Raw genomic sequence first — 18603 nt, 5'->3', positions numbered from 1 at the left:
CGTCGCTGTCGGGCCTAATCCTGGTGGCGCCGGGCGGTAGCGTATCCGAGCGCCTCGCCAATCGTGTTGTGGTGGAACTGAAAACCGGCGCGTTCCAGCGCGGCGGGGATGGCGCGTTGACCGTTCAACAGCACCTCGTCGGCGAACTCGCCGAGCACGGCGCGTGCCGCGAAACCGGGCAGCATCAATGGAGTCGGGCGGTTGACCGCGCGGCCGAACGCCGTGGTGAACTCGGCGTTGGTCACGGGCGCCGGCCCGGTCATGTTGACCGGGCCGGACAGCGTGGGGTGGGAGATGGCGAACAGCAGCGCTCGCACCTCGTCCTCGAGGCTGATCCACGACATGTACTGGCGGCCGCTGCCCAGCCGAGCGCCGAGACCCAACGAGAAGACCGGCCGCATCGGTCGCAGCGCCCCGCCCGCCGGCGACAGCACCAGCCCGGTGCGGGCCAGCACGACGCGGGTGCCGCCATATTGGGCCGGCAGCGTGGCCGCTTCCCAGTCCACGCACAGCTGTGCCAGGAAACCCGTTCCCGCCGAATTGGTTTCGTCAACGACGCGGTCCTTGGTGTTTCCGTAGTAGCCGACCGCGCTGGCATTGATCAGGGTGCCGACGCCCGCGTCGGCGACCGCAGCGGACAGCACTTCGGTCGGCGTGATCCGGCTGTCTCGCAGGCTCTGTTTGAACGCCCCGGACCACCGGCGTTGGCCAATGTTGACGCCGCACAGGTTGACCACGGCGTCGACTTCGGTGAGCGCAGCCGGATCGAACTCACCACTCTCGGGGTTCCAGTGCAGTTCTTCGGCATTCGCCGGTGTCCGGCGCACGATGCGCAGCACCGTGTGATCGGCGGCGCGCAACGCCGCCGTCAACGCGGAGCCGATCAAGCCAGACGAACCCGCTATGGCGACGACGGCGGCCACGACTCAAGCCTTTCCCTACAGCCCCAGATCGGCCTCGAACGCTCCCTCTTCGAGCCGATGCTTGATGGTGGTGAGGAAGCGTCCGGCGTCGGCGCCGTCGATCAGTCGGTGATCGTAGGTCAGCGGCAAATAGCAGACCGAGCGGACCCCGATCGACTCGTTGCCGCTGTCGTCGACGACCACCCGCGGCCGCTTGACGATGGCTCCGGTGCCTAACATCGCGGCCTGCGGCGGCACCAGGATCGGCGTGTCGAACAGCGCGCCCTGGCTGCCGATGTTGGTGATGGTGAACGTGCCGCCGGACAACTCGTCGGGTTTCAAGTTGCCCGAGCGTGCCCGGGCCGCGATGTCGGCGATCGCGCGGGCCAGCCCGGCCAGCGACAAGTCGCCGGCGTTGTGGATGACGGGGGAGAGCAGGCCCTGCTCGGTGTCGACGGCGAACCCGAGGTGTTCGGCGTCGTAGTAGGTGATCTCCTTGGTTTCCTCGTTGTAGCTGGCGTTGATGTTGGGATGAATCTTGAGGGCGTCGATCACAGCCCGCGCGATGAACGGCAGGAAGGTCAGGTTCACGCCTTCGCGCTCGGCGAATGCGGCCTTGGCCCTGGCCCGCAACCCCACGATCTTGGTCATGTCGACCTCGTGGGTCTGGGTGAGTTGCGCCGTGGCCTGAAGCGATTCGCGGGTCTTGTTGGCGGTGATCTGGCGAATCCGGCTGGCCTTCTGCGTGGTACCTCGCAGGTGTGCCAGTGCTGGTGCCGGAGCGGGCGCCGGGGGGGCCTTCGGAGCCGGCGCGGCGGCGGGTGCTTGGGCCGCGAGGGCGGGGGCCGCCTTCGCGGCCTCCCTTTTCTGCGCGGCGGCCAGCACGTCCTGCTTGCGGATGCGACCGCCCACGCCGGTGCCCGTCACCTGGGTGAGGTCGATGTTGTTTTCGCTGGCCAGCTTTCGCACCAGCGGGGTCACGTAGGGCGCGCCTACGACGGCGGTTTCGGGTTGGACCGCCGCCGGCGCCGGTGGCTGTGCCGGTTCCGCCCCCGGCGCGGGCGCCGGTTCGGCCCTCGGCACGGGCTCGGGCTTGGCGGCTGGCTCCGGCTTGGGTTCCGGCCCGGGCTCGGGCTTGGGTTCTGGTTTGGCGGCCGCGGCGGCCGCGGCGGTGACGCCGATCCGCGCCAACTCGCCGCCCACCGGGACGATGGCGTCCTCGTCGGCCGTAATGCTGACCAGGACACCGGCCACCGGCGATGGAATCTCGGTGTCCACCTTGTCGGTGGACACCTCCACCAGCGGCTCGTCAACCTGAACCGAATCCCCGATCCTCTTGAGCCAGCGGGTCACGGTGCCCTCGGCCACCGACTCGCCGAGTTCGGGCATCAGCACCGGCGTCGCGTCGCCACCGAAAGGGGCGCCTGACGCCGCCGGGGCCGGCGCCGCTGCCGGTTCGGGTTGGGGTTCGGGCCGGGGCGCGGGTTCGGCCTGGGGGCCGGGTTCGGGTGCGGGCGCCGCCGGGGCGGTCGGCGCCGCCTCCCCGCCGCCTTCCGAGGGTGTCCCGATGATGGCCAGCTCGCCGCCGACCTCGACGGTGTCGTCCTCCTGGGCGATGATCTTGGTCAGCACACCCGCGGCGGGCGCCGGGATTTCGGTGTCGACTTTGTCGGTCGACACCTCGACGATGGGCTCGTCGAGCTCGACCGTGTCGCCTTCTTGCTTGAGCCAGCGGGTGACCGTCCCCTCGGTAACGCTTTCACCGAGTGCCGGCATCTGGACTGAGAAGGCCATCGCTGTTGACTCCTCGATCGGTCGTCGGTCGGCACAGGTCGACCTCTGGCTTACCACACGGTCGTGCACCGGGCATGGAATGCAGTAGATGCCGAAACTATCCTGTCACGCGCCTCGGTCGGCGCATCGTGAGGGCGGGGCGGGCTCAGGCGTTCCGAGCCGCCGTCGGACCCCCTTGTTACCGTGAGGCGACGAGGAGGAGGTCCGGTGCCGGCAACACAACAGGAAGCGCAGCGGTTCGTCGACAGCGCGGACGGCGTCCGCATCGCGGTCTACGAGGACGGCAACCCCCAGGGCCCCACGGTGGTGCTGGTCCACGGCTTCCCGGATTCGCACGTGTTGTGGGACGGCGTCGTTCCGCTCATGGCCGAGCGGTTCCGGATCATCCGCTACGACAACCGCGGTGTCGGCCTGTCGTCGGTGCCCAAGCCGGTTTCGGCGTACACCATGGCCCGTTTTGCCGACGATTTCGCCGCGGTCATCGGCGAGTTGAGCCCCGGCCGGCCGGTGCACGTGCTGGCCCACGACTGGGGCTCGGTCGGGGTGTGGGAGTACCTGGGCCGGCCCGGTTCCCGCGACACGGTGGCCTCCTTCACGTCGGTGTCCGGCCCAAGCCAGCAGCAGCTGGTCGATTACGTCCTCGGCGGGTTGCGGCGGCCCTGGCGCCCACGAACGTTCGCGCGCGCGGTTAGCCAGGCGCTGCGGTTGACGTACATGGTGCTGTTCTCGATACCGGCGCTGACACCGCTGCTGCTTCGCGTGGCACTGGCGAGCGCGGCCGTCCGGCGCCGTATGGTCGGCAACGTCCCCGTCGAGAGGATCCATCACTCCGACAAGTTGGCCCGCGATGCAGCCCACTCGGTGAAGACGTACCCCGCCAACTACTTTCGTTCGTTCTCCCGCCGCTGGCGCGCCCAGCCGATCCAGATCGTCGACGTGCCGGTGCAACTCATCGTCAACACCGATGACCCGTACGTGCGGCCCTACGGCTACGACGAGACCGCGCGCTGGGTGCCACGGTTGTGGCGGCGTGACATCAAAGCCGGCCATTTTTCGCCGATGTCGCACCCGCAGGTGATGGCGGCCGCGGTGCGCGACCTCGCCGACCTGACGGAGGGCAAACGGCCGAGCCGGGGGCTGTTGCGAGCCCAGGTCGGCCGCCCGCGCGGGTACTTCGGCGACACCCTGGTGTCGGTCACCGGGGCCGGCAGCGGGATCGGTCGCGAGACGGCGCTGGCCTTCGCCGCCGACGGCGCCGAGCTCGTCGTCAGTGACATCGACGAGGCCACGGTCAAGGAAACCGCGGCCGAGGTCGCCGCGCGCGGCGGCGTGGCGCACGCGTATGTGCTCGACGTGTCCGACGCCGACGCGGTCGAAGCCTTCGCCGAGCGGGTCAGCGCCGAACACGGCGTGCCCGACATCGTGGTCAACAACGCCGGCATCGGGCAGGCGGGGCGGTTCCTGGACACGCCGGCCGAGCAGTTCGACCGCGTGCTGGCCGTCAATCTCGGCGGCGTGGTCAACGGCTGCCGATCCTTTGGCCGGCGTCTGGTCGAGCGTGGCACCGGCGGCCACATCGTCAACGTGTCCTCGATGGCCGCTTACGCGCCCCTGCAGTCGCTGAGCGCCTACTGCACGTCGAAGGCTGCGACATTCATGTTCTCCGACTGCCTGCGAGCCGAACTCGACGCCGCCGGTGTGGGTTTGACCACGGTCTGCCCCGGCGTCATCAACACCAACATCATCAACACCACCCGCTTCGACGCGCCGCCCGGAAAGGACGACGAGCACGTCGACGGCCGGCGCGGACAGATCGACAAGATGTTCGCGCTGCGCCGCTACGGACCGGACAAGGTTGCCGACGCGATCGTGTCGGCGGTCAAGAAGGACAAGCCGATCCGGCCGGTCGCGCCGGAAGCCTATGCGCTGTACGGCATTTCCCGCGTGCTGCCGCAGGCGCTGCGCAGTGCCGCGCGGATGCGGGTGATCTGACGAGTTAGCTCAGCCCTTTTCGCAGATGTCGGACAGCACCGCGAACATGGTGCGGGTCGGCACACCGGTGGCGCCCTTGGGTGTGTAGCCCCACGCGCTGCCAGTGTTGTACGCCGGCCCGGCCACGTCGAGGTGCGCCCAACCCACCCCGTCGGCGACAAACTCGCGCAGGAACACCCCGGCCACCAGCATGCCGGCGAAGCGTTGCCCGCTCACATTGGCCAGGTCGGCCACGGTCGACTTCAGGTCGTCCTTGAGTTCGTCGGGCAGCGGCATCGGCCAGCCGTTCTCACCCACCCGCTGCGAGATCGCGGCGACCCGGTCGCGGAACTCGTCGCTGCCCATCACGCCGGGTATGCGGGCGCCCAACGCCACCGTCTGCGCTCCGGTCAGCGTCGAAGTTTCGATCAGGTAGTCCGGACTGTCCTCGCATGCCCGAACGATGGCGTCGGCCAGGATGAGCCGGCCCTCCGCGTCGGTGTTGAGCACCTCGACGGTGGTGCCGCCGTATTGGGTCAACACGTCGCCCGGCCGCTGCGCCGTTGCCGACGGCATGTTCTCGGCCATCGGCACCGTGGCGATCACGTCGATCGGCAGCTTGAGCCGCGCGGCCAGCGTGACGGTCGCGATGACCGCGGCGGCCCCGCCCATGTCCGAGGTCATGTGGTGCATCGACGCCGCCGGCTTGATCGAGATCCCGCCGGTGTCAAAGGTGATGCCCTTGCCGACCAGGGCCACCTTCTTGGCCTTGTTCGGGTTCTTGGCCAGCCGCGATCCCCGATGGATCAGCCGCACCAGTCGTGGCGGCCGCGACGAGCCCTGGCCGACACCGATTACCCCGCCGTAGCCGGCCTTGCGCAGCGCCTTCTCGTCGAGCACCTCCACTTCAAGCCCGACGGACTCACCCAAAGCCTTTGCGCGCCTGGCGAATTCGGCGGGAAACAGGTGACTCGGGGGAGTGTTGACCAAGTCGCGGGCGGTGGCGACGGCGGTGGCGACGGCGGCGCCGTGCGCGCTTTGCCTCTTGGCGTCCTTTGCTGCGGATAGCACGGTGATCTTGCGTAGCCCAGGGTCTTTCGGCGCGGTCTTGGCGCTGCGGAAGGCGCTGAACCGATAGCTGCCCAGGATCAGTCCCTCGACGGTGGCAGCGCACACGCCCTCGCCGGGCAACTCGGCCAGCGTGGTGATCACCGCCTCGGCATTGCCAGTTGATCGCGCCGCGGCACCGGCGGCGCGACGGATCGTGTCGGCCGGCCAGTCGTCGCGCGGGTTGCCCAGCCCGACCGTCAGCACGCTGCCCACCGGCAACGACGGCACGACCAGCCGGTGCACCTGTTCAGCACTGCCCGTCGCGTCCAGTGCGCGCAGGCCGGCCTCGATTTCGGCCACCGCGTCGGCGGCCAGGAAAGGTTCGGCCGCGGCAAGGGCCGCGCCCGGCCTGTCTTCGTCGCCGGCCGAAACGACCGGCACGAGCAATACCGAAGAGGCCACACCACGTTTGGGCAGCGATGTGGCGACTGTTACGGAGGGGGACTGGTAACCCGGTTCGGTGGTCACGGGCAATCACCCTAGTCATCAGCGGTGGGGACTTGGCTCGGCGGTGTCCCGGCGTGCAGGTCGTAGGCGGTCACCGGGGCGTCAAAACCCTTGAGGGTCAACGGGCCGTGGGCGATCGCAGGCCAGTCCGGCAACTTGTCACGGAGTTCGGGTGCGGCCAGGATCTGCCCCGGCGCCGCGGCCGCCACGAGTCGTGCCGCCAGGTTGACCGGGCTGCCGAAATAATCCCCGTTGATGGCCAGCACCGTTCCGTAGGCAAGGCCGGCACGCACCCGCAGCGCGGCTTCGCGCGCCCTGGGATGGTCGACGAGATCAAACGCCGCCTTGACCAGCCGCTCGGGCGCCGGGCTCACCCACATCACGGCGTCGCCGATGAACTTCACCACGCGGCCGCCGTCGGCATGCACCACGTCAGCAACGGTGGCGCCAAACTCGGTGAGCAAGTCCGACAGCTGCGCGGGCGTGAGCGTCCGGGTCAACGCGGTGAAGCTGGACAGATCCGCGAATCCGACGCCGCACACGACGCTCGCCGACGTGTCGCGAGCGACACCCTCGAAATAGGTTCGGGCGCTGATCAGATGGTGGCGGTGAACGGTGTCGATCAGCGCCCCGATCCGGGGGACGAACTCGGCGACCGCGCGGTAGGCCTGCGCGGTGGCGAGTTCGTCGTGGGTGTGCGTCATTTGGATGTCCGGCGACCCGGTGCGGATCACGGTCGACTCGGCCTCCGCGAGCCGGGCCATCGCGGCGCCGAGCACCCGCAGCATGCCGGCCGCGCCGTCCTCGCCGACCAGCGCCCTGATTTCGACCCACGTCGACAGGGCGTCGACGTCGGCCTGGCTCAGCGCGGGAACGTCGGGACCCGCGACGGTGAGCCCGAGCAAAGCCCAGGCGCGGGCCACGTCCTCGGCGGATAACCCGAGTTGTTCCGCGGCCGTCTGCAGCGTGTAGATCGGCCGCCCGGACCATTGCAGGACGTCGCCGGCAAGCCCGAACAGCCGGCCGCGACGTTCGGCTTCCACCATTTCGTCGAGCGTGAAGCCGAGCCCGTTCAGGTACTCGATCAGGCCGGCCCGTTCGCGCGGGTTGGCGATTCCGGCGGCCTCCAGCGCTTCGAAATCGAGGGACTCGGACACCCACCCAAGTGTGCCAGTAGCGCTGCCCTGGCTGAATTGCTCGCCTCCTCCCGCCGCTTCGCGGCGCGCATCGTCGACGAGCTAGGGTGGGACGCCGTGACCGCCGCGCCAGATCTGCTTCATGGACCGCTTGAAGACCGCCACCGCCAACTAGGGGCAAGCTTCGCCGAATTCGGCGGCTGGCTGATGCCGGTGTCGTATGCCGGCACCGTCAGCGAGCACAACGCCACCCGCAACGCGGTCGGGCTGTTCGACGTGAGCCACCTCGGCAAGGCGTTGGTCCGCGGACCGGGGGCCGCGAAGTTCGTCAACTCGGCGCTCACCAACGACCTGGGCCGCATCGGGCCGGGCAAGGCGCAATACACGTTGTGCTGCACCGAATCCGGCGGCGTCATCGACGACCTGATCGCCTACTACGTCGACGCCGACGAGATCTTTTTGGTGCCCAACGCCGCCAACACCGCCGCGGTGGTCGACGCGCTACGGGCCGCTGCTCCGGCCGGCCTGACGATCACCAACCAACATCGGAGCTACGCGGTGCTGGCGGTGCAGGGGCCGCGGTCGACCGATGTGCTCGGCTCCCTGGGGCTGCCCACCGACATGGATTACATGGGCTACGCCGACTCCTCGTACTCGGGTGTCCCGGTCCGCGTCTGCCGCACCGGGTACACCGGCGAGCACGGCTACGAACTGCTGCCGCCCTGGCAGACGGCGGGTGTGGTGTTCGACGCGCTGGTGACCGCGGTCTCCGACGCCGGCGGCGAGCCCGCCGGGCTGGGCGCCCGCGATACGCTGCGCACCGAGATGGGCTATCCGCTGCACGGACACGAACTTGCGCTCGACATCTCGCCGCTGCAGGCCCGCTGTGGCTGGGCGATCGGCTGGAACAAGGACGCATTTTTTGGCCGCGACGCACTGTTGGCGGAGAAAGCGGCCGGACCGCGGCGGCTGCTGCGCGGGCTGCGCATGGTCGGTCGCGGTGTCCTGCGCCCCGGTCTGACGGTGCTCGACGGTGACACCAAGGTAGGGGTCACCACGTCGGGAACATTTTCCCCGACGTTGCAGGTCGGCATCGGGCTGGCGTTGATCGACGCCGACGCGGCGATAGAGGATGGCCAGCAAATCACCGTCGACATCCGCGGCCGCGCCGTGGAGTGCGAAGTGGTGCGTCCGCCCTTCGTCGAGGTGAAAACCCGCTAGCGGACCGCCTCGCGCGGCAAAAACCGGTTGGCACGCAGATATACAATCGGCGCCATGGCCAGCGGCTCACTCGAGTTCACGGTTGCCCGCGCGGCGAACCCGGCAACCGACGCGCTGCGTGAGTCAATCCTGGCCGAGCCCGGCTTCGGCAAATACCACACCGACCACATGGTGTCGATCGACTACGACGAGGGCCGGGGTTGGCATAACGCGCGGGTCATCGCGTACGGCCCGATCGAGCTGGATCCATCGGCGATCGTGTTGCACTACGCGCAGCAAGTGTTCGAGGGGCTCAAGGCCTACCGCTGGGCGGACGGGTCGATCGTGTCGTTTCGGGCCGCGGCCAACGCGGCTAGGTTGCGTTCGTCGGCCCGGCGGTTGGCGATCCCGGAATTGCCCGACGAGATTTTCATCGAGTCCCTGCGTCAGCTCATCGCAGTCGACGACGGGTGGGTGCCGCGCGCCGGCGGCGAAGAGGCGCTGTATCTGCGGCCGTTCATCTTTGCCACCGAACCGGGACTTGGGGTGCGGCCGGCCAAGCAGTACCGGTACCTGCTGATCGCCTCGCCGGCCGGCGCGTATTTCAAGGGCGGCATCAACCCCGTCAGCGTCTGGGTGTCGACGGAGTATGTGCGGGCCAGCCCGGGCGGCACCGGAGCGGCCAAGTTCGGCGGCAACTACGCCGCGTCGCTGTTGGCGCAGGCCCAAGCCGCCGACAATGGTTGTGATCAAGTGGTGTGGCTGGACGCGGTCGAACGCCGCTACGTCGAAGAGATGGGCGGGATGAACATCTTCTTCGTGCTCGGCAGCGGCGGCTCCGCGCGCCTGGTCACCCCGGAGCTGTCCGGGTCACTGCTGCCCGGCATCACGCGGGACTCGTTGTTGCAGTTGGCTATTGACGCCGGCTTCGCAGTCGAAGAGCGCAAGATTGATATCGCCGAGTGGCAGAAGAAGGCCGCCGCAGGCGAGATCACCGAGGTGTTCGCCTGCGGCACGGCCGCCGTCATCACCCCGGTTTCGCGGGTGAAGTACGGCGACAGCGAGTTCACCATCGCCGACGGCCAACCGGGTGAAGTGACGATGGCGCTGCGCGACACCCTGACGGGGATCCAGCGGGGCACCTTCGCCGACACCCACGGCTGGATGCTGCGGTTGGCTTAGGTAGGGCGAGCAGCCGCAAAAGCACCCAATTCGGCACCGAATTGGGTGCTTTTGCGGCTCCTCGCAAGCTAAAAGCCGGCAAGCGCCACGGCGCTCACCGTCGTCGTCAATTCGATCGCACCGCCCAGCACGTCGCCCGTGATGCCGCCGAACCGGCGCACGCAATGCCCGACCAGGGCCGCGCCGCAACACACGCCCGCCAGCACCGCAACGGGCCCTTGCCAGAGCCGAGGGCTCGCCAGTAGCGAAACGGCAAGCAGCGCCGCGAGCCAGGCCGCCACCACCGGCGCGGGCTGCGTACCGGCGACCCGCGCGCCCAGGGCGCTGCCGTCGGCCGCCGGCACCGACCGGCGACAGGCGAGCACCGCGCTGACACGCCCGGCGAGAACGGCCACAAGGATCCCCGCCGCGTTCAACGCGGAGAAGGCCAGCCCCTGCAACGTGATCACCAACACGACGGCCGCCACTCCGAATGGTCCGGTTGACCCATCACGCATCACCTCGAGCGCCCGCTGCGGCGGTCCGTAACACCCCAGCCCGTCGGCCGTGTCGGCGACGGCGTCGATGTGCAGTCCGCGGGTGGCCAGCAGCACCACCGCGACCGCGAGCAGCCCGGACAGCGGGCTGGACGGGCCGAACGCCAGCGCACCGGCCCAGGTGATCCCCGCGGCCAGTGCGCCCAGCGCGGCCCCGACCAACGGGAGCGCGGTCATGGCGCCGCGGCCCATCGCGGTGGCCCAAGAACCCGGGACGGGAATGATTGTCCCGAAGGCGAAAGCTGCTGCCAGTGAACGCATCAGGGAGTCGGCTCGCACCGGGTAGCGACACCGGCCTCGGTGAAGGTCGCCATCGAAGACAGTACCGCCACCGCGGCGCGCAGCACCGGCAGCGCCGCGGTGGCTCCCGTGCCCTCGCCCAGCCGCATGCGCAGGTCCAGAACCGGTTCCAATCGCAGGGCCGCCAGGGCCAGTCCGTGACCCGGTTCGGTGGACCGGTGACCGGCCTGCCACCAGAGCCGGGCGCCGGGCGCGAGACGCTCGGCGACCAGCGCCGCGGCCGTCACCGCCATGCCGTCAAGCAGCAGCGGGGTGCGCCGGACGGCGGCCTGCGCGCAAAAGCCCGCCATCGCGGCCAGGTCCGCGCCGCCGCAGCAGCGCAGCAGCCCGACCGGGTCGCGCAACACCGTCCGCGCCCGGAACAGGGCGTCGCGCACCGCGGCCGTCTTGCGTGCCCAGCCGGCGTCATCGATACCGCTGCCGAAGCCGACCACCGCGACCGGCTCGGCGTCCGTCATCGCAGCGACCAGAACCGCTGCGGGGGTGGTGTTTGCGATTCCCATGTCGCCGGCGATGAGCAGGTCGGCACCGGCGTCGACCTCCTCGTCGGCGATCTGCTGACCGGCCGCGATCGCCGCGGCGGCCTGGTCGTGGCTTAACGCGTCCTCGACTGTGATGTCGCCGCTGCCGCGCCGCACCTTGTGGACGCTGATCCGCTCCGGCAGCGTGTCCGCATCCACCGCCAGGTCCGCGACCCGCACCGTCGCACCGGCGATGTCGGCTAGCGCGTTGATGGCCGCCCCGCCGCCGTCGATGTTGGCGACCATCTGGGCGGTCACTTCCGGCGGGTAGGCCGAGACCCCGGAGCGCGCGACACCGTGGTCGCCGGCGAACACCACCACCCGCGCCCGTTCGAACTGGCGCGGTGGGCAGCGCCCCTGGCACGACGCGATCCAGACCGACAGCTCCTCGAGGCGGCCCAGCGAGCCCCGCGGTTTCGTCAGGGTGTCCTGGCGGGCCCGGGCGGCGGTTTCCGCGTCCCAATCGGGCGGCGAGACCGGCGCGAATTCGATCATGATGGCGACGGCTTGATCGAGACGGCCTGCCCGGCCACCACCAGCACCACCCGGTCGCACAACGCGGCCATTCGCTGGTTGAGGGCGCCCAGCTCGTCGGCGAATCTGCGCCCTGACGCGGTGGTGGGCACCACCGTCAGACCGACCTCGGGGCTGACCAGCACCAGCGTTGACAGAAACTCGCCGACCGCGGCGAGCAGCTCATCCGTTTCTGGCAGGGGGACCGCCGCCGATCCGTCGTCCCACGCGTGGTCGCGGTCCAGGGTCCTGGTCAGCCAGGCGCCCAGGTCGTCCACGAGCGTCGGGATGTCCGGCGACTGCCGCAAATGGGTCGCGATGTCGTCGGTTTCGACCGTCGACCAGTGTTCGGGTCGACGGTCGCGGTGCGCGGCGACACGTCGCGCCCAGTCGGGGTCGGTGTGGGCGGACAGCCCGGAGGCCAGGTAGCGGGCCGGCTGGCCGGGTGCCAGTGACTGGGCGATGGCTTCCTCCGCCCACCGGGATTTACCCGACCTGATCCCGCCGAGTACCAGGGTGCGCATTGAGGGTCAGCCTTCCCGGGCGACTGCTAGCCGACACCGCTGCCGCGCTGGACTTGCGGTCGGGGAGCCCGCATCCGGCGCATCTGCGAAGCCCGGCCGGCCGCGTAAAGCCCCAGCTTCCAGCGGCTTTCGGTGTTGTTCGGGAACTTCGCGTCGACCAGCTTGCTCACCTTGCGGCCCAAAATGATGGCGTCGACCGACATCAGCGCCATCAGCGCCAGCATCACGGGGGACATATACAACTGCACCTGCGGGACGGCGAACATGGCGAACAGCAACGCCAGGGCCGACGGCATGAACAAGCCAAGCACGTTGCGCCGGGAGTCAACCACGTCGCGGACGTAACGGCGTATCGGGCCCTGGTCGCGGGGCAGCAGGTAGGCCTCTTCGCCGGCCATCATGCGCTCGCGCCGTTCCGTCATCCGGGCCCGGCTCGCCGCTCGTTCGGCCCGACGTTCCTCGCGGCTGGGTTTGGGGCCGGCCAACGTCTTGCGCCGGGCCCGCGCCTCCGAGGCCGTCATGGGTGCCGGTACAACCGGGCCCTTTTGGCGCCGGGTGGCCTCGCTGCGCTTGGGTGTGGGTCGCCCCTTGGGGCCGGTGGTACGCGACGCGCTCGAGGCAGGGGCCGAACTGCGGGCCGCACCGACACTGTCGCCGGGCGTGTCCGGTACCACTGTGCCCGTTCGATCGCCCCCTTGATCGCCCTTCTTGCGGCCCAGCAGCTTCACAGTCGTCAGGTTACTTCGCGGGCGGGGCAGCAGGAGAAACGGCCCGGAATTTGCCAGTGTTAGGCACGCGCCAATGCGCGGACCTACGCTGGCCAGTGATGAACGACGAGCGGGCCTCGGATGATGCCGTCGGTGCCCTGAGGCCCGGCCGGCTTCAGCTACCCGAGATGCGGGTGCTGATCGCGCCGGATTGCTACGGCGACAGCCTGTCCGCGGTTGAGGCCGCTGCCGCCATCGCTACCGGCTGGACCCGGGCCCGTCCGGACGACCGCTTCGTCATCGCCCCGCAGTCCGACGGCGGCCCGGGTTTCGTGGAGGTGCTGAGCAGCCGGTTGGGGGGGTTGCGGCGATTGCCGGTATCCGGGCCGCTAGACACCGTCGTGAACGCGGCGTGGGTGTTCGATGCGGGGTCGGCGACGGCGTATCTGGAGTGTGCCCAGGCGTGCGGTCTGGGGCTGCTCGGCGGCCCACCCACGCCGGAGACGGCTCTGGCGGCCCATAGCAGGGGAGTCGGCCAGTTGATCGCCGCTGCGCTGCAGGCCGGCGCGAGGCGCATTGTGGTTGGGCTGGGCGGCAGCGCATGTACCGACGGCGGGAAGGCAATGATCGCCGAGCTCGGCGGCTTGCAGGCTGCCCGCCGAAAGCTGGCCGACGTCGAGCTGATCGCCGCCTCGGACACCGAGTACCCGTTGCTGGGGCCATGGGGCGCGGCCAGGGTGTTTGCACCGCAGAAAGGCGCGGACACGGCGACCGTCGCAAGACTCGAAGTCCGCCTCGAGGCCTGGGCGATGGAACTGGACGCTGCCGCGGGAAGGGACGTAAGCGCCGAGCCGGGTGCGGGTGCCGCCGGCGGCATCGGGGCCGGTCTGCTGGCCCTCGGCGGCCGGTGCGAGTCCGGGGCGGCAATCATCGCCGAGCACACCCATTTCGACGACGACATTGCCGATGCGGAGCTGATCGTCACCGGCGAGGGCCGGTTCGATGAGCAGTCCCTGCACGGAAAGGTGGTCGGCGAGATCGCGGCCGCGGCGCGGCCGCTGGGGATTCCGGTGATAGTGCTGGCCGGGCAGGTCGCGCTGGACAAGTCCGCGACCCGGGCAGCGGGCATTATGTCCGCGCTATCCATCGCCGAATACGCCGGTTCGGTGCGGCTGGCCCTGGCCGACGCGGCCAACCAGCTGATGGGTCTGGCGTCTCAGGTGGCCGACCGACTCGGGAATACCGGTCCGGCAAGGTACCGTTGAGGGAGTGGGCTTTCCCCGGGTGGATTTGGCCCCCGATTGATCAAAATGGGCAGACCCATCCAAACGATGATGCATCTAGGAGACGCGATGACGGTGCAGAACGAGTCGAGCGCCAATACCCAGACCCACGGCGTGATCCTGACCGAGGCCGCCGCCGCCAAGGCGAAGTCCCTGCTGGACCAGGAGGGACGCGACGACCTGGCGCTGCGGATCGCGGTCCAGCCGGGCGGATGCGCTGGGCTGCGCTACAACCTTTTCTTTGACGACCGGACGCTGGACGGTGACCTGACCGCGGAGTTCGGCGGCGTGACGTTGACCGTGGACCGGATGAGCGCGCCTTACGTCGAGGGCGCGTCGATCGACTTCGTGGACACCATCGAGAAGCAGGGGTTCACCATTGACAACCCCAACGCCACCGGCTCCTGCGCGTGCGGGGATTCGTTCAACTGACCAGGTAGGTCGAGCAAATTTTAGTATCGTCCTCCGATGGTGCGCAGCACGTAGGAGCACACCAAGATCTGGCCACGCTGAAATAGCACCTGCGCGATGCCTTGCACCTGACCCTTCGGCGGGCCGCCGGTCGCGGGTGTCACCTGCATGGTGAACAACACCTGGGTCTGATACTGCGACAAGTACACGATCTTGTCGATCGAGGTCACCTCGGCCCGTGAGAACTGCTTGCGGAACGCGTCGCTGCTCAACTTGGCCAGGGCCTGGTCGGACCTCCGGTCGCGCACGCCGTCGTAGATGCCGCACAGCGCGTTGCGAGCGATGGTGTCGATATCGTGATGCTCGAGCGCGTCCAGATACCCCTGAATCGCGGTCTTGGCTGATACCTCTGAGAATGTGGCCCCGGTGTTGGCCCCGTTGGTGCGGACCCCGTACACAATCGCCGCCGTCATCGCGGCCACCAGCGCGATGGCCACCAGCGTGCCGATCAGCAGGCGCTTGGGCCGCCTTTCGGGGTAGGACACCGGTGGCGGCAGCTGCCCGGGATAGGCGGCGGGGTAGGTGGCTGACGGGGACGCCGCGTCGTCCGGGTAGGGCAGCGGACCGTCGGTGCCGACAGCGTGGTTCGACGGGTGCGGACCGGCCATCGTGGTTTCTCCTACGGTTGTGGACTTCAGACGACGAGCGGTTGCCGCCAAAGCATGCAATCCTGGCAACGGAGTTAGCTCTCTAGGCAGGCTAGCGCACCACCTGCCGGCGGCTGAGGTTGCAATGACGCCCGATATCCGTGGGTAGGCTAGACGACCTTACGAACGAAGGGCGGAGATTTAGTGACAATCGCGGTAACGGGTTCTATTGCCACGGACCACCTGATGCGGTTTCCTGGCCGATTTTCCGAGCAGCTGCTGCCTGAACACCTGCACAAGGTGTCGCTCAGCTTCCTGGTCGACGACCTCGTGGTGCACCGCGGGGGGGTGGCAGGGAACATGGCCTTTGCCATCGGCGTGCTGGGCGGTGAGGTTGCGTTGGTGGGCGCGGCCGGGGATGACTTCGCCGACTATCGGGATTGGCTCCAAAAGCACGGCGTCAACTGTGAAAACGTGCTGATCTCCAAGACGGCGCACACGGCACGTTTCACCTGCACCACCGACGTCGACATGGCCCAGATCGCGTCGTTCTACCCGGGCGCCATGTCGGAGGCCCGCAACATCAAGCTCGCCGACGTGGTGTCGGCCATCGGCACCCCCGAGTTGGTGATCATCGGCGCCAACGACCCCGAGGCGATGTTCCTGCACACCGAGGAGTGCCGCGCGCTCGGGCTGGCCTTCGCCGCTGACCCGTCCCAGCAGTTGGCCCGGCTCTCCGGCGAGGAAATCCGCAAGCTTATCCACGGCGCTTCTTACTTGTTCACCAACGACTACGAATGGGACCTGCTGCTGTCCAAGACCGGCTGGTCGGAGGCCGACGTAATGGCCCAGATCGGCCTGCGGGTGACCACACTGGGTCCCAAGGGCGTGGATCTGGTGGAGCCTGACGGCACCACGATCCACGTCGGTGTGGTGCCCGAGATCAGCCAGACCGACCCCACCGGCGTCGGCGACGCGTTCCGGGCTGGATTCCTCACCGGGCGCAGCGCTGGCCTGAGCCTGGAGCGTTCGGCGCAGCTGGGCTCGCTCGTTGCGGTGCTGGTGCTGGAGTCGACCGGAACCCAGCAGTGGGACTGGGACCACACGGTCGCGGTGACCCGGCTAGCCGGCGCGTACGGCGAGGACGCCGCCGCCGAGATCGGCGCCGTGCTGGCTTAGCCCCCGCGAGGAGACGCAAAGGCCCCCGAAAACCGCGGTTTTCGGGGGCCTTTGCGTCTCCTCGCCGTCATAACTGGACCGGATACTGCGGCTCAACGATCTGCGGCACCACGCTGTGCTCGACGAAGATCGCGTGCCACAGCATGAAGATCAGCATGGTCCACAATCGGCGGCTGTGGTCGCTGGCACCACTTCGATGCTCGTCGAGCATCCGTCGCACCGCGGCGAGGTCGATCAGGTCGACCAGTTGACTGGCCTGCGACGAGGCCACCATCCCATAGGCCCATTCCAGCAATTCGCCGGCGCGCAGCCAATGCCGGATCGGGACCGGGAAACCCAGCTTGGGCCGGTGCAGCACGTGTGCCGGCACGATGGGCTCCAGCGCGCGCCGCAGCGCGTATTTGGTGGTGGTGCGGGTGATCTTGGCCTCCAGCGGAAGCCGGGAGGCCACGGCGAACACCTCGGGATCGAGAAAGGGCACCCGCAGCTCAAGCGAGTTGGCCATGGTCATCTTGTCGGCCTTGACCAGGATGTCGCCGCGCAGCCAGGTGAACAGGTCGAGGTGCTGCATCCGAGCCACCGGGTCCCAGTCGGTCGATTCGGCGTACACCGGCGCGGTGACGTCGGTGTGGGTCCAGTCGGGCCGGAACCCGGGCAGCACGTCGCGCAGCTGCGCGTCGGAGAAGCTGCGGGCATTGCCGTAGTAGCGCTCCTCGAGCGTCATCGATCCGCGGTGCAGCAGGCTTTTGCCGCGCATCCCCTCCGGCAGCGGCTTGGACACCTTGCCCATCGACCGCCGCAATGGGCGGGGCAGGTATTCGAAGGGCTTCAACGACAACGGTTCCCGATAGATCGTGTAGCCGCCGAACAGCTCGTCGGCGCCCTCGCCCGACAACACGACTTTGACGTGCTTGCGGGCCTCCCGGGCGACGAAGAACAGTGGCACCAGCGCCGGGTCCGCGACCGGCTCGTCCAGATACCAGACGATTTCGGGCAATGCGGCAACGAACTCCTCCGCGCTGACCACCTTGGCGATATGGCGCGCGCCGATGGCCTCGGCCGAGGCCACCGCCACGTCGAGCTCGGAGAATCCCTCGCGTTCGAAACCGGTGGTGAACGTGATCAGTCGGGGGTTGTGCCGAATGGCCAGCGCCGCGATGGCCGTCGAGTCGATACCCCCGGACAGAAACGAGCCGACGGTGACGTCGGCGCGCATGTGCTTGGCGACCGAATCCTCAAGTACCGCCGTGATTTCGTCGTAGCGGGTCTGTTCGGTGTCGGTGGTGATTGGCGTGGCGGCAAAGCGCGGCACGAAGTAGCGGGTGATCTCCGGCTTGAGCCCAGGCCGGACCCGCGCGTAGCAGCCCGATTCGAGCCGGCGCACCCCGCGGTGCAGCGTCTCGGGTTCCGGCACGTACTGCAGGACGGTGTAGTGCTGCAGGGCCCGATGGTCGATCCCCATGTCGAGTCCCACCAACTCGACCAGGTCCAGCAGGCACTTTTTCTCACTCGCCACCGCGGTGCCGCCGGCGCCGGTCGCCATGAACAGCGGCTTGATGCCGAAGGGGTCTCGGGCGCAGAACAATTCGCCGCTGACGGTGTCCCACAACGCGAACGCGAACATGCCGCGCAGTCGCTCCAAGACTCCGCCGCCCCAGTGGTGGTAACCGACGACGATGGCCTCGCCGTCGCCGTCGGTGGCGAAAACGGCGCCGTGCTGGGTGGCAAGTTCGTCGCGCAGCTCGAGATAGTTGTAGATCTCGCCGTTGAACACCAGGATGTAGCGGTCGGGCGCCTCCGGTGGCCCCCACCGCAGCGGCTGGTGGGAATGCGCGATGTCGATGATGGACAGCCGGTTGAATCCGAACACCACCGCCCCGTCGGCAGCCGGATCGGACCAGGTGCCCGGCTCGTCGGGCCCGCGGTGGCGCATCAAATGCAGCGCGCGAGCGATGGCGCTGTCGGCCTTGGCGGCAGCGTCGGCGCCGCCAACACCGACAGCCGGGGCCGCGACGAAGGCCAGCAGTCCACACACGGCGCCTCAGTATGCCGCAATCGGCGCCGCTTGTGGATGCGGCACCGGGTGGGGCGCGATGACGGGCCGGTCGGGTTGCGCCCGTTTCGGGGCGCCGCGAGTCGCGGTTACGGCCCGCGTCGTCGCCCGGGCGAGCGGCGTGGTCTACGCTGCGTAGTATTCGACATCCGAGTTAGCCGACGGTCGCTGCCGCACGTGGCGCTAG

Annotated in this window: 16 protein-coding genes; 6 read left to right on the top strand and 10 right to left on the bottom strand. The window is 68.9% G+C overall.

Going from position 1 to position 18603, the window contains the following annotated elements; genetic code table 11:
• Positions 1-14: 14 nt before the first annotated feature.
• Both G6N24_RS10815 and sucB read right to left on the bottom strand, forming a co-directional pair.
• Positions 15-923, bottom strand: coding sequence for a TIGR01777 family oxidoreductase (locus G6N24_RS10815; RefSeq protein ID WP_085161849.1), 909 nt, complete (start codon positions 921-923; stop codon positions 15-17).
• Between the two features lie 15 nt (positions 924-938).
• Entirely contained in the window at positions 939-2696 is a 1758-nt protein-coding gene (gene sucB, locus G6N24_RS10810) for a 2-oxoglutarate dehydrogenase, E2 component, dihydrolipoamide succinyltransferase (RefSeq protein ID WP_085161850.1), read from the bottom strand.
• A 207-nt stretch (positions 2697-2903) separates the two neighbouring features.
• Here sucB and G6N24_RS10805 point away from each other — a divergent pair, with 207 nt between their 5' ends.
• Positions 2904-4688: an SDR family oxidoreductase gene (locus G6N24_RS10805; protein ID WP_085161851.1), complete on the top strand. Its 1785-nt coding sequence runs from the start codon at positions 2904-2906 to the stop codon at positions 4686-4688.
• 9 nt (positions 4689-4697) lie between these two features.
• On the opposite strand, the gene G6N24_RS10800 is transcribed toward G6N24_RS10805, so the two are convergent.
• Entirely contained in the window at positions 4698-6245 is a 1548-nt protein-coding gene (locus G6N24_RS10800) for a leucyl aminopeptidase (protein WP_085161852.1), read from the bottom strand.
• An 11-nt stretch (positions 6246-6256) separates the two neighbouring features.
• Positions 6257-7381: an adenylate/guanylate cyclase domain-containing protein gene (locus tag G6N24_RS10795; protein WP_085161853.1), complete on the bottom strand. Its 1125-nt coding sequence runs from the start codon at positions 7379-7381 to the stop codon at positions 6257-6259.
• A gap of 96 nt (positions 7382-7477) precedes the next feature.
• On the opposite strand from G6N24_RS10795, the gene gcvT reads away from it, so the two are divergent.
• Together gcvT and G6N24_RS10785 are read left to right on the top strand one after the other, a co-directional pair.
• Positions 7478-8581, top strand: coding sequence for a glycine cleavage system aminomethyltransferase GcvT (gcvT, locus tag G6N24_RS10790; protein WP_085161854.1), 1104 nt, complete (start codon positions 7478-7480; stop codon positions 8579-8581).
• A gap of 54 nt (positions 8582-8635) precedes the next feature.
• Entirely contained in the window at positions 8636-9742 is a 1107-nt protein-coding gene (locus G6N24_RS10785; protein ID WP_085161855.1) for a branched-chain amino acid aminotransferase, read from the top strand.
• Positions 9743-9810: 68 nt separating this feature from the next.
• Here the strand turns inward: G6N24_RS10785 and G6N24_RS10780 are convergent, their stop codons facing one another.
• The 4 genes from G6N24_RS10780 to G6N24_RS10765 are packed head-to-tail and all read right to left on the bottom strand — an operon-like array spanning position 9811 to position 12810.
• Positions 9811-10542 (bottom strand): adenosylcobinamide-GDP ribazoletransferase, encoded by a 732-nt coding sequence (locus tag G6N24_RS10780; protein ID WP_085161929.1) that lies wholly within the window; start codon positions 10540-10542, stop codon positions 9811-9813.
• The gene (cobT, locus tag G6N24_RS10775) at positions 10539-11594 is read right to left on the bottom strand and encodes a nicotinate-nucleotide--dimethylbenzimidazole phosphoribosyltransferase (RefSeq protein WP_085161856.1); all 1056 of its coding nucleotides are present in this window, start codon (positions 11592-11594) and stop codon (positions 10539-10541) included. Before cobT ends, G6N24_RS10780 begins: the two co-directional genes overlap by 4 nt.
• Positions 11591-12136: a bifunctional adenosylcobinamide kinase/adenosylcobinamide-phosphate guanylyltransferase gene (locus tag G6N24_RS10770; RefSeq protein WP_085161857.1), complete on the bottom strand. Its 546-nt coding sequence runs from the start codon at positions 12134-12136 to the stop codon at positions 11591-11593. The genes cobT and G6N24_RS10770 overlap by 4 nt, the downstream gene beginning before the upstream one ends.
• A gap of 26 nt (positions 12137-12162) precedes the next feature.
• Entirely contained in the window at positions 12163-12810 is a 648-nt protein-coding gene (locus G6N24_RS10765; RefSeq protein ID WP_232070794.1) for a DUF3043 domain-containing protein, read from the bottom strand.
• Positions 12811-13031: 221 nt separating this feature from the next.
• On the opposite strand from G6N24_RS10765, the gene G6N24_RS10760 reads away from it, so the two are divergent.
• Both G6N24_RS10760 and G6N24_RS10755 read left to right on the top strand, forming a co-directional pair.
• The gene (locus G6N24_RS10760) at positions 13032-14108 is read left to right on the top strand and encodes a glycerate kinase family protein (RefSeq protein WP_139822509.1); all 1077 of its coding nucleotides are present in this window, start codon (positions 13032-13034) and stop codon (positions 14106-14108) included.
• An 87-nt stretch (positions 14109-14195) separates the two neighbouring features.
• Positions 14196-14558, top strand: a complete 363-nt coding sequence (locus tag G6N24_RS10755) for an iron-sulfur cluster assembly accessory protein (RefSeq protein ID WP_085161931.1) — start codon at positions 14196-14198, stop codon at positions 14556-14558.
• A 20-nt stretch (positions 14559-14578) separates the two neighbouring features.
• On the opposite strand, the gene G6N24_RS10750 is transcribed toward G6N24_RS10755, so the two are convergent.
• Complete coding sequence (locus G6N24_RS10750) at positions 14579-15205, bottom strand: Rv0361 family membrane protein (RefSeq protein WP_085161859.1); 627 nt, start codon at positions 15203-15205, stop codon at positions 14579-14581.
• Positions 15206-15388: 183 nt separating this feature from the next.
• Between G6N24_RS10750 and G6N24_RS10745 the strand changes: the two genes are divergently transcribed.
• Positions 15389-16363 carry a carbohydrate kinase family protein gene (locus G6N24_RS10745; protein ID WP_085161860.1) on the top strand — a complete coding sequence of 325 codons (975 nt, stop codon included), beginning with the start codon at positions 15389-15391 and terminating at the stop codon, positions 16361-16363.
• A 67-nt stretch (positions 16364-16430) separates the two neighbouring features.
• Here the strand turns inward: G6N24_RS10745 and asnB are convergent, their stop codons facing one another.
• Positions 16431-18398, bottom strand: a complete 1968-nt coding sequence (asnB, locus tag G6N24_RS10740) for an asparagine synthase (glutamine-hydrolyzing) (protein WP_085161861.1) — start codon at positions 18396-18398, stop codon at positions 16431-16433.
• Positions 18399-18603: the final 205 nt, after the last annotated feature.

This window comes from Mycobacterium lacus (assembly GCF_010731535.1).
Lineage (GTDB): Bacteria > Actinomycetota > Actinomycetes > Mycobacteriales > Mycobacteriaceae > Mycobacterium > Mycobacterium lacus.
This window is presented reverse-complemented; position numbering and strand designations above follow the sequence as displayed.